Origin of the sequence: Polynucleobacter sp. AP-Elch-400A-B2, assembly GCF_018688355.1 — a bacterium.
Classification (GTDB): domain Bacteria; phylum Pseudomonadota; class Gammaproteobacteria; order Burkholderiales; family Burkholderiaceae; genus Polynucleobacter.
Map to the genome: position 1 here is coordinate 2,022,248 of NZ_CP061317.1, position 13,902 is coordinate 2,036,149.

Annotated in this window: 15 protein-coding genes; 8 read left to right on the forward strand and 7 right to left on the reverse strand. The window is 45.8% G+C overall.

The annotated features are described in order from the left end of the window. Positions 1–34: 34 nt before the first annotated feature. The 3 genes from gatB to gatC are packed head-to-tail and all read right to left on the reverse strand — an operon-like array spanning position 35 to position 3,311. Positions 35–1,504 (reverse strand): Asp-tRNA(Asn)/Glu-tRNA(Gln) amidotransferase subunit GatB, encoded by a 1,470-nt coding sequence (gatB, locus tag FD977_RS10395; protein ID WP_215307134.1) that lies wholly within the window; start codon positions 1,502–1,504, stop codon positions 35–37. Next, positions 1,504–3,021, reverse strand: coding sequence for an Asp-tRNA(Asn)/Glu-tRNA(Gln) amidotransferase subunit GatA (gene gatA / locus FD977_RS10400; protein WP_215305534.1), 1,518 nt, complete (start codon positions 3,019–3,021; stop codon positions 1,504–1,506). Before gatA ends, gatB begins: the two co-directional genes overlap by 1 nt. Next, complete coding sequence (gene gatC, locus FD977_RS10405) at positions 3,018–3,311, reverse strand: Asp-tRNA(Asn)/Glu-tRNA(Gln) amidotransferase subunit GatC (RefSeq protein WP_215305535.1); 294 nt, start codon at positions 3,309–3,311, stop codon at positions 3,018–3,020. The genes gatA and gatC overlap by 4 nt, the downstream gene beginning before the upstream one ends. Before the next feature lie 62 nt (positions 3,312–3,373). Here gatC and FD977_RS10410 point away from each other — a divergent pair, with 62 nt between their 5' ends. Genes FD977_RS10410 through rodA form a run of 5 tightly spaced genes read left to right on the forward strand, consistent with a single transcriptional unit; the run spans position 3,374 to position 8,941 of the window. Then, positions 3,374–4,417: a rod shape-determining protein gene (locus tag FD977_RS10410; protein WP_215305536.1), complete on the forward strand. Its 1,044-nt coding sequence runs from the start codon at positions 3,374–3,376 to the stop codon at positions 4,415–4,417. 24 nt (positions 4,418–4,441) lie between these two features. Beyond that, the gene (mreC, locus tag FD977_RS10415; protein WP_215305537.1) at positions 4,442–5,371 is read left to right on the forward strand and encodes a rod shape-determining protein MreC; all 930 of its coding nucleotides are present in this window, start codon (positions 4,442–4,444) and stop codon (positions 5,369–5,371) included. Next, a complete protein-coding gene (mreD, locus tag FD977_RS10420) occupies positions 5,368–5,892 on the forward strand; it encodes a rod shape-determining protein MreD (protein ID WP_215305538.1) in 525 nt (174 codons plus the stop codon). The genes mreC and mreD overlap by 4 nt, the downstream gene beginning before the upstream one ends. Positions 5,893–5,900: 8 nt before the next feature. Continuing rightward, entirely contained in the window at positions 5,901–7,808 is a 1,908-nt protein-coding gene (gene mrdA, locus FD977_RS10425; protein WP_215305539.1) for a penicillin-binding protein 2, read from the forward strand. Next, the gene (rodA, locus tag FD977_RS10430; RefSeq protein WP_215305540.1) at positions 7,790–8,941 is read left to right on the forward strand and encodes a rod shape-determining protein RodA; all 1,152 of its coding nucleotides are present in this window, start codon (positions 7,790–7,792) and stop codon (positions 8,939–8,941) included. The genes mrdA and rodA overlap by 19 nt, the downstream gene beginning before the upstream one ends. 94 nt (positions 8,942–9,035) lie before the next feature. Here rodA and FD977_RS10435 read toward each other — a convergent pair whose 3' ends face one another. Together FD977_RS10435 and FD977_RS10440 are read right to left on the reverse strand one after the other, a co-directional pair. Further along, complete coding sequence (locus FD977_RS10435; protein WP_256442663.1) at positions 9,036–9,338, reverse strand: HU family DNA-binding protein; 303 nt, start codon at positions 9,336–9,338, stop codon at positions 9,036–9,038. 95 nt (positions 9,339–9,433) lie between these two features. Next, entirely contained in the window at positions 9,434–9,799 is a 366-nt protein-coding gene (locus tag FD977_RS10440; RefSeq protein ID WP_215305541.1) for a hypothetical protein, read from the reverse strand. Positions 9,800–9,962: 163 nt separating this feature from the next. Between FD977_RS10440 and FD977_RS10445 the strand changes: the two genes are divergently transcribed. Next, positions 9,963–10,865, forward strand: coding sequence for an aspartyl/asparaginyl beta-hydroxylase domain-containing protein (locus tag FD977_RS10445; protein ID WP_215305542.1), 903 nt, complete (start codon positions 9,963–9,965; stop codon positions 10,863–10,865). 3 nt (positions 10,866–10,868) lie between these two features. Here FD977_RS10445 and FD977_RS10450 read toward each other — a convergent pair whose 3' ends face one another. Next, complete coding sequence (locus FD977_RS10450) at positions 10,869–11,165, reverse strand: DUF167 domain-containing protein (RefSeq protein ID WP_215305543.1); 297 nt, start codon at positions 11,163–11,165, stop codon at positions 10,869–10,871. Between the two features lie 22 nt (positions 11,166–11,187). On the opposite strand from FD977_RS10450, the gene can reads away from it, so the two are divergent. Together can and FD977_RS10460 are read left to right on the forward strand one after the other, a co-directional pair. Further along, positions 11,188–11,853 carry a carbonate dehydratase gene (gene can, locus FD977_RS10455; RefSeq protein ID WP_215305544.1) on the forward strand — a complete coding sequence of 222 codons (666 nt, stop codon included), beginning with the start codon at positions 11,188–11,190 and terminating at the stop codon, positions 11,851–11,853. Between the two features lie 8 nt (positions 11,854–11,861). Further along, entirely contained in the window at positions 11,862–12,749 is an 888-nt protein-coding gene (locus tag FD977_RS10460; protein WP_215305545.1) for a lipid A biosynthesis acyltransferase, read from the forward strand. A 15-nt stretch (positions 12,750–12,764) separates the two neighbouring features. Here the strand turns inward: FD977_RS10460 and FD977_RS10465 are convergent, their stop codons facing one another. Beyond that, positions 12,765–13,862: an amidohydrolase family protein gene (locus FD977_RS10465; RefSeq protein ID WP_215305546.1), complete on the reverse strand. Its 1,098-nt coding sequence runs from the start codon at positions 13,860–13,862 to the stop codon at positions 12,765–12,767. Positions 13,863–13,902 lie beyond the last annotated feature (40 nt).

A 13,902-nucleotide genomic window follows, 5' to 3' on the forward strand; every position in this document is an offset into this window, starting at 1 on the left:
TCTTTTTCTCGCTTATTTATTTAATGTAATTTTTTTAGCTCAGTTTTTTACGCAGAAGCTCATTCACTTGCCCTGGATTAGCCTTACCTTGAGAAGCTTTCATGATCTGGCCTACCAAAGCATTAAATGCTTTTTCTTTACCAGAGCGAAACTCTTCAACCGACTTCTCATTAGCTGCCAATACCTTATCAATCATAGCTTCCAGCTCACCACTATCGCTAATCTGCTTCCAGCCTTTAGCATCAATCACTTGATCAACAGTACTGATAGCATTGCCTGCGATAGCCTCTTCCCACAAAATTGCGAAGATATCTTTTGCAATCTTGTTGGAGATTGTGCCGTCGGCTACGCGAGTTAACAGCGGCGCCAAATGTTCAGCTTTTAAGGGGGCGTCTGCAGAAGCGATGCCAGCTCGATTGAGCGATGAAGCAAACTCACCTGCAATCAGGTTTGCTGCAGCTTTTGCCAAAGACTGACCAACAATCGCAAGTAGCCCTTCAAATATCTTGGCAGTGTCGCGATCTTGCGTGAGTAGTTGTGTATCGTAGGCGCTTAAGCCAAATTCACTTTGCCACTGCTCACGAAGCTGTGCCGGTAAAGCTGGCATCTTGCTACGCACATCAGCAATCCAGGCGTCATCAATTACTACTGGCAATAGATCCGGATCCGGAAAGTAGCGATAGTCATTAGCGTCTTCTTTACTGCGCATGCTGCGAGTCTCTTGACGATCGGGATCGTACAGGCGGGTTTCTTGAACAACTTTGCCGCCATCCTCAATCAATTCAATTTGGCGACGTACCTCGTATTGAATTGCCTCTTCCAAAAAGCGGAAGGAGTTTAAGTTCTTAATCTCGCAACGGGTACCAAATTCTTTTTGGCCTACAGGTCGAACAGATACATTGGCATCGCAACGGAAAGAGCCCTCTTGCATATTGCCGTCACACACCCCAAGCCAAACAACCAGGGTATGGAGTGCTTTTGCATAGGCAACTGCTTCCGCAGCACTGCGCATCACTGGCTCAGTCACAATTTCCAGCAACGGGGTGCCGGCGCGATTTAAGTCAATGCCGCTAGATGCTTCACCGTGCGGACCTAAGAAGCCTTCTTCATGAACCGACTTACCAGCATCTTCTTCCATATGGGCGCGTGTGAGCTCCACAACTTTGACTTGATCGCCAACCAATATTTCCAGATGTCCACCAACGACTATGGGAAGATCCATCTGGCTAATCTGGTAACCCTTTGGTAAGTCCGGATAGAAATAATTCTTACGCGCAAAAATACTTGCTGGCGAAATCTTGGCATTGACAGCCAAACCAAAACGAATGGCATGCTCAACAGCTTGACGATTTAACACTGGTAATACCCCAGGCAAAGCTAAGTCAACAGCACAGGCTTGTGTATTAGGGCTTGCACCAAAACGCGTACTTGCCCCGCTGAAAATTTTGGATTGTGTTTGGAGCTGCGCATGGGTCTCTAGACCAATCACGATTTCCCATTGCATCATGCCACCTCGCTTGCTTGACGCAAATGCCAATCACTATTTTGCTGGTATTGATGCGCCACTTGAAGTAAGCGCGCCTCAGAAAAATAGTTTCCAATTAACTGCATTCCAATCGGCAAATTACTTGTATTGAAGCCACAAGGCACGCTCATCGCCGGCAGCCCCGCTAAGTTGGTTGAGAGTGTGTAAATGTCTTCCAGATACATTTGCACGGGATCTTTTGATTTTTCACCTAAGCGCCATGCAACATCTGGGGCTACAGGTCCCAGGATGACATCGCATTTCTCAAATGCCGCCTGGAAGTCAGCTGCAATAATGCGACGTATTTTTTGTGCCTGCAAATAATAAGCATCGTAATATCCATGACAAAGTACATAAGTGCCTACCAAGATGCGACGCTTCACTTCCTCACCAAATCCTTCGGTACGTGATTTCTTATACATGTCAGATAAGTCGCGATATTCATTTGCGCGATGTCCGTAGCGCACGCCATCAAATCGGCTTAAATTACTGGAGGCTTCGGCTGGAGCTAAAACGTAATAGACCGGAATGGATAACTTAGTTTTGGGTAGGCTTACCTCCAACAACTCCGCGCCTAAATCTTGCAAAGCTTTTGCTGCAGTATTGACTGCATTGGCTACTTCTGGAGCAAGGCCTTCTGCAAAGAATTCTTTTGGCAGGCCAACTCGTAATCCCTTAAGTGGTTTTGCTGTATTTATATCGCCTTCTTTCCAAGGCTGGTCGAGATAGCGACCGTAGTCCTCTCCAGAGTCTGCCAAAGAAGTGGAGTCACGTGGATCATGGGAGGACATCGCTGTAAGCAATAAAGCGCAGTCTTCTGCGGTCTTCCCCATTGGACCAGCCTGATCCAGTGATGAGGCATAGGCAATCATTCCATAGCGAGATACGCGCCCATAACTCGGCTTTATTCCAGTTAATCCGCAAAAAGCGGCTGGCTGGCGTATCGAGCCACCAGTATCTGTGCCTGTAGCAATCGGAGCTAATCCAGCTGCTACTGCTGCTGCAGAGCCGCCAGAGGATCCGCCGGCAACATATTCTGAATTCCAGGGATTTAAGACTGGTCCATAGGCTGAATTTTCATTAGAGGAACCCATGGCGAACTCATCCATATTAGTTTTGCCAAGGCAAACCATGCCAGCTCCATTAGGGTTCAGCTCATCCGGAATCCCGAGATTAGAGACTACTGTCGCATCAAATGGGCTGAGGTAACCCTCGAGCATTTTGGAGGCCGCTGTCGACTTCCAGCCACGTGTTACGAAGACGTCCTTGTGGGCAACCGGGACGCCCGTTAACTTTCCAGCCTTACCAGAGGCAATAATTTTATCTGCTTTGGAAGCTTGATCTAAACTTAAGTGAGCACTTACATCAAGATATGCATTCCAATGTTTTCCGACCTCAATCCGGCTCAGAAAGTACTGCGTCAACTCAACGCTGGAGATCTCTTTAGCGGCCAATGCTTTAGACATCAGTGCAACAGGAATTTGATGCCAGCTCATTCGATCACCCTTGGAACTAAAAAGTAGCCATCCCGCTCTGCGGGGGCAGATTGCATGTTTTCGGCGCGATGATCTACTTCGGTCACCGTATCACTTCGCAAGGGTTGCGCTAAATCGCGCAAAAAGAGGATGGGGTGGGCCAAAGGAGCGAGGCCACTCGTATCGACAGCCTGCATCTCCTCGACTAAAGCAAATACGGCCTGTAATTGAGGCAATACCGCCTCGGCTTCTGCCTGACTTAAGTCAAGGCTGGAAAGGTGCGCAATGCGCTGAACATCATTTAGTTTCATGGGGCGCTAGGGTATCATTCATAAATATATTTTTTAACACTTACTTATTTTCCCACTACATCATGTTTGGTTTTTTTCGCAGCTACTTTTCTAATGACCTAGCCATCGACCTAGGCACCGCAAACACCTTAATTTACATGCGTGAACGGGGTATTGTGCTTGATGAACCGTCAGTTGTGGCAATTCGTACTGAAGGCGGCCCAAATGGTAAAAAAACCATTTTGGCCGTTGGAAAAGAAGCAAAAGCCATGCTGGGACGGGTTCCTGGAAATATTGAGGCTATTCGCCCAATGAAAGACGGTGTTATTGCCGACTTCACCATTACTGAGCAGATGCTCAAGCAATTTATCAAAATGGTACATGAGAGTAAGCTGCTCAAGCCAAGCCCGCGTATCATTATTTGTGTTCCTTGCGGCTCAACCCAAGTTGAGCGTCGCGCTATTCGCGAATCTGCATTAGGTGCAGGCGCATCACAAGTGTTTTTAATCGAAGAGCCCATGGCTGCTGCAATTGGCTCCGGTCTGCCAGTCTCTGAGGCTGCTGGTTCTATGGTCGTTGATATTGGCGGTGGCACAACTGAAGTTGGCGTGATGTCACTTGGCGGGATGGTTTACAAGGGTTCAGTTCGGGTTGGCGGCGATAAGTTTGATGAGGCCATCACAAACTACATTCGTCGTAACTATGGCATGTTGATCGGGGAACAAACCGCTGAGTTAATTAAAAAAACAATCGGCTCTGCTTTTCCTGGGGCTGAAGTACGCGAAATGGAAGTGAAAGGTCGTAACCTTTCCGAAGGTATTCCACGTAGCTTCACTGTTACCAGCAATGAGATTTTGGAAGCGCTAACCGATCCATTGAATCAAATCGTTACTGCTGTAAAAGCAGCTCTCGAACAGATTCCACCTGAGCTCGCATCAGATATCGCTGAGCGCGGCATGATGCTGACTGGTGGTGGCGCACTACTACGCGACCTCGATCGCCTGCTACTAGAAGAAACTGGTCTGCCAATTCATGTTGCTGAAGATCCCCTCACTTGCGTCGCTCGTGGTTGCGGTATTGCCTTAGAGCGCATGGACAAGCTGGGCGGCGTGTTCTCACAAGAGTAATTGACTTAAGCGTCGATTAGGGAATTGCAACATAGCGCCCCACCTCTTTTCAGACAAGGCGTTCCGGCTTTAGTTAAACTGATTGTCTGCCTTTCGATCAGCATCGCATTGATGTTGATCGATTTTCGTTATAAAGCACTTGACCCCATTCGCAATAACGTCAATTGGTTATTACGTCCACTAGAGTATGTGATGATGATGCCGCGCACTGTGTTTGAGGCGACATCAGAATATTTCACTAGTCGCGGAACTCTAGAAAAAGAAAATCAAGGCATGAAAGTTCGACAAGCGGAGCTCTCCTTGCTTGCCAATCAATCTGAGTTTCTGCTTATAGAAAACCAAAATCTACGGCAGCTGATGGATTTGCAAAAGCAGGTTCAATTCGAAACCTTGCCAGTAGAAATTCTATTTAATCCACCCAATCCAATTTCTCAGCGCATTGTGATTAATCGTGGCAGTAAGGACGGTCTCAAGCTGGGCAATCCCATTGCAAGTGATTCGGGCATCTTGGGTCAAGTAATACGCGTCTACGATCACTCTGCAGAAGTCTCTCTATTAGAGGATCGTGACTTTGCGGTGCCCGTACAAATTGCGCGTAATGGCTTAAGAGCGGCAGTTTTTGGAGTAGGGCGTGGTAATCCTCTTGAACTGCGCTACCTTCCTGTGGCCAGCGACTTAGAAGTAGGCGATGTGTTGATTACCTCAGGTATTGATGGCGTTTACCCCCCTGGCTTTGCAGTAGCTGTGATTAGTCGCATTGAACGAAATGCCGATAAAAATTCTTCTAACGTCTTTTGTGTCCCAGTTGCACCGGCAAACCGCTACCGACAGGCACTAGCATTACTTTACGATCCGCAATGGGATGCCAAAGCGTCTACTGCAAACAGCAAGCCTGATGCACCGCTGACCAATGCTCTAGGGCGTCGCCAAACTCGTGCGCGAGGCATGCAATGATCGACTTTCAAAGCGGCTATATTCTTCGCCCGGTAAATGCGGTTTTTATTTATTTCAGCCTGTTTTGCGCACTACTGCTAAATCTTTTACCCATTGGAAATTACGGCTGGGTGCCAGACTGGCTAATTATTTGCATCATATTTTGGAACATTCACCAGCATCGCTACGTTGGCGTAATAATTGCATTTATTCTTGGCCTGTTGATGGATGTTCATAACTCTGACTTGTTAGGCCTTAACGCTTTTAGCTACTCATTGGTGGCTTATCTAGCCATCTCTTGGCACCGACGAATCGTTGCATTAAGTGCCGTCACCCAAGCAATGCATTTACTGCCCATCTTCCTGCTGGTTTCATTATTCCCGGTACTCGCCCATTGGCTCTTAAGTGGTGAAGTCTATTGGGGAGCGCTCACCGGCGCCATTCAGGCGCTGATTGAAGGAATGCTGTGGCCCTTAGCAACACGCATCTTGCTATCGCCTCAACGTCGCCCTATTGATGTTGATCACAATCGTCCGCTTTAAAATATTACATGGTTTCTTTTAAAAAACCAGATCTCGACTCGTTTCAAGAGCGCATTCATATTGCGACCCTATTTGTCACCGTCTGTTTCTTGTTATTAGTCACTAGATTGGTGTGGCTGCAACTAGTGAGTCATAGCAAATACGCTCTGCTGGCAGAAAGCAATAGAATCGCATTAGTTCCCGCACCAGCAAATCGCGGTCTTTTAATAGACCGCAATGGAATCGTCATTGGCAGAAACTATTCAGCACTGACCTTAGATGTAAATGCCGAAGAAGTTAAAGGCAATGTTGATGAGCTGATCGATGAGCTCTCTCAAATTGTGTTGATTTCCCCCAGAGATCGCAGAAATTTCAAGCGCTCACTTGAAGATTCTCGCAAAATGGGCACATTTCCCCTCAGATCGATGCTCACCGAAATAGAAACAGCCCGCTTTATGGTTAATCGCTATCGCTTTCCAGGTGTCGAGATACGTGCCCGAAGCTTTCGAGAGTACCCCTATAACGAGCTAGCCTCGCATCTGATTGGTTATATTGGGCGAGCCTCTAAGCAAGATATCGAGCGCATGCAAATTGAAATTGATAACTCCAAAGCGGGTGATCCTGATGCATTACAAACTTCATTTCTGCCGGGCATTCACTATGTAGGGAAAATTGGTATAGAGCAAAGTTACGAAACAGTATTGCGAGGCAGGCCAGGATATGATGAGGTCGAGATTACTGCAGGCGGCAAACCCGTGCGCACACTTTCTAGTTCACCATCGGTACCAGGGAAAAATGTGGTCCTCTCGGTTGATATCAAGCTGCAATACTTAGTTGAGCAACTATATGGAAATTTCCGGGGTGCATTTGTTGCGATTGAGCCTGAGACTGGCGATATCTTGGCATTTGTTTCTAAGCCTAACTTTAATCCCAATGACTTTGTTGAGGGCATCGACTCATTAACTTGGAAAGAGCTGAATGACTCGCCACAGAAACCACTCTATAACCGCCCGCTTAAGGGAATTTATCCGCCGGGATCAACCTATAAACCATTTATGGCGCTCGCCGGTTTAGAAACTAAAAAGCGTACGCCATCACAAACGATTTCCGATCCTGGGTATTTTGAGTTTGGTAACCACACTTTCCGAGACGATAAAAAAGGTGGGCACGGTATTGTTGATATGCAAAAGTCAATTGTGGACTCCTGCGATACCTACTACTACTTGTTGGCACGTGACATGGGTGTCAACATGATGCATGACTTCATGAAGCCTTTTGGCTTTGGTCAAATTACTGGCATCGACTTACAGGGCGAATCCAAAGGCATACTTCCATCCACTGAGTGGAAGAAAAATACTTTTAAAAAGCCAGAGCAGCAAAAATGGTATGAAGGCGAAACAATTTCTCTAGGCATTGGTCAGGGCTATAACGCATTTACTATTTTGCAGTTAGCTCATGCAATGGCAAACATGGCAAATAACGGTATCGTCATGAAGCCACACCTAGTTAAAGCAATTGAAGATCCCTTTACAAGAAATCGCACGCTGACTACACCTAAAGAAAGTTATCGAATCGATCTCGTACCCGAGAATATTGAGGTGATTAAGAAAGCGATGGTTGAGGTAAATAATTCTGGGACCTCTGCATCTGTTTTCAAAGGCACCGGATACCAAGTTGGCGGCAAGACTGGAACAGCGCAGGTATTCAGTTTGAATTCGAAAGAATATAAGCACAGCTCTACAGCAGAATTTTTACGTGATCATGCTTTGTACGTTGCTTTTGCCCCTGCAGAAAAGCCCACTATCGTCATTGCGATGGTTGTTGAGAATGCGGGATTTGGCGCTCAGTATGCTGCGCCAATTGCGCGTAAAGCACTTGATTTTTATCTTGAAGGTAAATGGCCAAAGGAGATTCCTGAATGGAAAAGAGCGCCATAGATAAAGCAAAGAATATATTCCTCAGTATTTTTAGTGGCCTTGATCGCCAGCTAGGCCTAATTCTGCTTGGCTTAGCAGGCATTGGATTTATTACTTTTTTATCTGCAAGTCAAAATACACCAGTTCGTTTTGAGGATGAGCTGCGTAACTTAGCAATTTCTTTTGTGGTCATGTGGATTGTTTCTCGCGTTCCACCAAAGTGGTTGGAGACGGCTGCAGTATGGATTTATGGAATTGGAGTTGCGCTGCTGATTGCAGTCGCATTATTTGGGTTAATTAAAAAAGGTGCAAGACGTTGGCTGAATATTGGTTTTGTAATTCAACCGTCTGAGATCATGAAAATTGCAATGCCACTCATGCTAGCCTGGTACTTCCAAAAACGGGAGGGCATTCAAAAGTCTTGGGACTATGGGGTGGCAGCAATCATTCTTGGGATTCCAGTGCTACTCATTGCACGTCAACCTGACTTGGGTACTGCACTCTTGGTATTTGCTGCCGGTATGTATGTAATCATTCTAGCTGGATTGCCGTGGAAATGGATCCTACCATTCGTAGGTATTGGTGCATTTGGAATCATCCTCATCATTATTTTTGGCGGCACTATCTGCGCCCAAGATGTTGTGTGGCCGCTAGTTCATAACTACCAAAAACATCGAGTGTGCACTTTGCTCGACCCGAGTAGCGATCCACTTGGAAAAGGCTTTCATACTATTCAGTCGATGATTGCAATCGGCTCCGGTGGATTTTTTGGTAAAGGCTGGTTCCAGGGCACGCAAGCCCATCTTGAATTCATTCCCGAAAAACATACCGACTTTGTCTTTGCTGTTTTCTCGGAAGAGTTTGGCTTGCTGGGTAACTTAGTGATGTTGGCACTTTTCTTTGCCTTGATTAAACGGGGTTTGGCCATCTCTGCTAGCGCACCCAATCCATTCACTCGCCTACTAGGCGCATCTGTCACGCTGATTTTCTTTACCTACGCCTTTGTCAATATCGGCATGGTAAGTGGCTTATTGCCCGTAGTTGGAGTTCCACTACCCTTCATCAGTTATGGAGGAACCGCTTTGGTAACCTTGGGGTTTGGTGCTGGCATTTTGATGAGTATTCATCGCCATCGACGCTTGGTACAAAGCTAAGATTTGATCTTAGGCATCGGTGCAAACTTTTTTGCATTTTCCTTAGAAACGAAAAAGCCCGGCATGCCGGGCTTTTTCATCAACAAAGCAAGAATTACTTCTTGCGCTTGTTAACTGAATCTTTAAATGCTTTACCAGCAGAAAACTTAACAGTTTTAGCAGCAGCAATTTTGAGTGGCTCACCAGTTTTTGGGTTACGGCCCATACGTGCAGCGCGCTTACCAGAAGAAAAAGTACCAAAACCGATCAGTTGTACTGAGTCGCCCTTAGTAACAGCTTTAATGATTTGCTCAATAGCAGAATTCAATGCAAATTCAGCTTTGGCTTTTGAGATCTCAGCGTCGTCAGCAATCGCTGCGATTAGTTCTGCTTTGTTCAAGTGAAGCTCCTTATAGATATTGATATCAGCGCACTTTGCGCTTATATGATTTTAACCACAAAAAATTACAAAAATAAAGCTGCGGCACAGTAAATTTTGTTATTGCCTATTTTTTACTCTTCTATAACCGTCACATCGGATACAAAATACTCGGTATCGCCAAAACAGCTTGTAGGCAATCCAATATGCTGTTCATATTTAAGGGCAACTTTTTTGCCCAGATTAGCGTTAATTTTTTGTGCTACAGCATCGTCACGCACTGTAAAAAGGAATTTTTCTGACATGGTTCCCGGCATGGACACCATTGCAAGCTCACCTTCCCAGGTTTTACATACATAGCCTCGGTTGGAAAACTTTTGGACGTAACCGGCACGTTCACCGCTGCCGTAGCTCCAATTGAACATAATCCAGGTATAAGCTGCCAAACCAGCCAAGCTAATCAATATTAGGCTGAAAAGCCATTTTACGAATCTATTCATATGAATTTCCTTAACAAGTCATCTTTGCAGCACCGATTGGGTGCATTCCCTGTGGCCTGCTAGGGCCCTAATCAACATTGGAGCATATTCATTACGAAAATAGGAGTGAAATGGCGCTCCATACAAATTAAAATGTTGGTATTAACGCTAATTGGTATATTCCATGGAACTACGTCACGTCATTTTTCTGATCTTTGTTGTATCGGCTGTCTACGTTTACTCTAGAGGGAAAGTGCGATTTGGCTTAGTTCGCTCTCTAACAGACTACCAAGTACTTTTAGCGCCAATTAACTGCCTGCTCTATTTGTTTTCAAAAACCAAGGCCGGGGCATTTATTCCCGTTGCAGACTTTCCCGAAATGAAGCCCCTCCAAGATCATTGGCAAATCATCCGCGATGAGGCGCTCGCCTTAAATGCAGATGGTGCCATAGCAGCTGCTACGGGATATAACGACATTGGATTTAATTCCTTTTTTCGGACAGGCTGGAAACGCTTTCACCTCTATTGGTATGGCAAAGAAATGCCGTCAGCGCAACTCCAATGCCCTAAAACAGTTGCCATCCTCAAATCGATCCCCTCAATCAAGGCAGCGATGTTTGCCTCACTGCCCCCAGGGGCAACGCTGGTAAGGCACCGAGACCCCTATGCGGGCTCGCTACGCTATCACATTGGACTAGTCACCCCAAATGATCCCAAGTGCTTTATTGATGTCGATAATGAGCGCTACTTTTGGAAGGATGGCGAACCCGTGATGTTTGATGAAACCTACATCCACTTCGCAGCCAACGAAACAGATCACCAACGCATTGTCTTATTTTGCGATGTAGAGCGACCGGTTCACACTAAATTGGTGCAATTATTAAATCGCTGGTTTGGGCGTTACGTCATGAGCGCAGCCTCTTCCCAAAATGTTGAAGGGGAAAAAGTGGGATTTGTAAACGTTCTCTTTAAGTATTTTTACCACCTCAGGGCGCAGGCCAAAAAGCTCAAAGCAAAACATCGCAGCGTGTATTACATCGGGAAATGGGTTTTAATTTTAGGAATTCTGTACGCCATATTTTGGTAGGCACTAGGGGCTTAATGCTTCAGCAATCTGCTCTGGGGTGATTGAGCCCCAGATTTCCACTCTCTTGACGCGGCTACTTTGTCCCGACAAAAGCTGAATTTGTTTTTGCGGCACCCTCAGCCGCTTAGAAAGCCAAGAGAGCAGCATTTCATTGGCCCTGTTTTCGAGGGCGGGGGCCTGCAAAGATATCTTGAGGCAGCCGTCATGCAGGCCAACCACCTTAGTCAGTTTTGCGCCCGGCTGGCAATGCAGATTAAGAACAATGCCGGCGGGGGTTTGCTTTAACCAAATAGGCTTCATTAAAGTACTTTAAACTCAAACCATGATTATGAAGAACTCCAACGCCTTAGACCAGCTATTTGCCAATAATCGCGAATGGGCAGAATCCATGGTCGCTAAAGATGCTAATTTCTTTAAGCGCTTAGTTTCACAGCAGGCCCCAGAATATTTATGGATTGGTTGTTCAGATAGTCGCGTACCCGCAAACGATATTGTGAACCTGCTGCCTGGCGAGCTTTTTGTACATCGCAATGTTGCCAACGTGGTGGTCCATACCGATCTGAACTGCTTATCTGTAATTCAGTTTGCTATCGACCTATTGAAGGTCAAACATATCTTGGTGGTGGGACATTACGGCTGCTCAGGCGTGCATGCCGCCCTAACCGATAAACGGGTTGGCCTTGCTGACAATTGGTTGCGTCATGTGAAGGATGTTCATCAAAAACATGAGCGCTATCTTGGTGAAATGATCCCATCTCCAAAACGTCAAGATCGCTTATGCGAGCTCAATGTCATTGAACAAGTAGTCAATGTTTGTGAAACTACTATTGTTCAAGATGCATGGGCTAGAGGGCAAGACCTCACGGTACATGGATGGACTTACCGTCTCGAAACTGGCCTAGTCAATGATTTGGGTATGTCCATTAGCTCTACCGAAGAAATGAATGTGCGCTACGCCAAATCTTTATCTCGCTATGACGCTGAATAAGTTGAGTTTTGTTTAAAAACTTTTCAAACTATTCTGGGGTAGCACTCCTTAGATTTCTAGTATCGCTTCCCTACAAGGCTTTAGTCTCTATTGGCTATGGCTTAGGCCATCTGGCAGCCCACATTCCCAATGATCGCAATCGCGTGGTCCAAAAAAACTTGAAGCTCTGTTTTCCTGAGCTAAGCGACACAGAAGTTGATCAACTTAGAAAGCAACATTGGCGACTACTAGGCCGCAGCTTAGTTGAAAAAAGCATTATTTGGCTGGGCAGTAAAAAACAGCTTGCTGATATGATTGAGGTTCGCTCGGAGGTTGATCTAAACGATAGACAGCCGCGCATTTTAGTAAACATGCATTTTATTGGCATTGAGGGTAGCATTATTCTGAGTGCGCTTGCCAAGGAAAAAGGTTGGCCACGCACCTCTGGCTTTTTTCAAAGAATGAAAAGTCCTTTCTTTAACAAGAAGATTATTGAATGGCGCAATCGCTTCGGTGGAAATTCGATTGATCGGCAAGGAAACACACTTGAGCTTATTCGAGAGATCCGCAAGGGAAGTTTCATCATCATTGCGCCTGATATTGATTTGGGCCTCAAAGACTCTGCTTTCGTTCCCTTCTTTAATATTCAAACTAATACAATCACAGCTGTATCGCGTCTAGCCAAAATCACAGGGGCGCAGGTCTGCATGATGATCACCACTCTTAAGAAAGATGAAGCTGGCTACGTTTGTACCATTAGCAAGCCCCTTGAAAATTTCCCAACCGAAAATCCTGAAGCGGATACAGCGCGGCTCAACACTATTTTTGAAAAAGAAATTAGACTCAGGCCAGCCGAATACTACTGGGTTCATAAGCGCTTTAAAAACAGGCCACACAATGAGGCTAGCCCCTATTAACACGTCGGCCGGGGCTTAGATTTTTATCCCCAATAATTTTGCTGCGTTTCCTCCCAGTATGGCAATGCGATCAGAATTACTGAGGCCCGAAGTACTCATTACATGCTCTACCGGATATTCCTCCCAGGGGATTGGATGATCAGTGCCTATAACAATCTGGCTTGCTCCGACTTGAGCTACCAGATGGCGAAGTGCTTCGGGCGTAAATACCAGTGAATCAAAATACAGCTGGTTTAAATATTCAGTAGGTTTTTTCTTCAGGACAATCTCGGGATTACAGTTTTGAGGAGAAACAAAACAACTGTGATCCATTCGGGGGGCATAAGAACCCAAGAATCCACCGCCATGCGCTGCTAATACTTTCAACTGCGGATACTTATCTAAAACACCTTCATAAATTAAGTGCTGCAAAGCAATTGTTGTATCAAGCGGGTTACCTATAACATTTGACATCCAACCATTACCTTTAAATCTTTGGGCTAACTGGGGGGTGCTTTGTGGATGAATGAAAAGGGTTACGTTTAACTCTTGGGCCTTAGCCAGCACAGGATGGAACTTAGGATCTGAAAAATCTTGGCCTGAGACACTTCCCCCAATGGCCGCCCCTCGGAGACCTAATTTCTTAACGGCATCCTCAAGCTGTTGCACGGCTAGATCGGGGTATTGCATAGTTAAGGAAGCAAAGGCGGCAAACTTGTCTGGCCGCATTGCGCATAACTCAGCAAGATGCAAGTTATTAAGTCTACATATTTCTGCAGCAGTATCTTTATCTTTCCTATACCAATAGGGGTTAATGCTCAAAACCTGCATATCAATGCCCTGCGCCTCCATTGCCTTAATGCGCTCATTGATCTGTATGAAGTGCTCTGGCACCCCCTTTGTGGGAGGGGGCACTGACTTTGCATCCTCCCCCATAAGATCAATTGCATCCTGAAAAAGGCAATGGGCGTGTACATCTATTGCCTTTATACGTTTGCCATTAATAAAAACTGGGGTAATACGTCTTGGCCCTTTGTTTTGCACTTCTGCCGCGTGCAGCAAGCCACAACCACAGAATGTGAGGCCGCCAAGCGCTTTTGCTGAGGTTTTTAAAAATGATCTTCGACTATTCATGTTGGACTTCCCTTGGATATTTATCATTCCATGATGACTT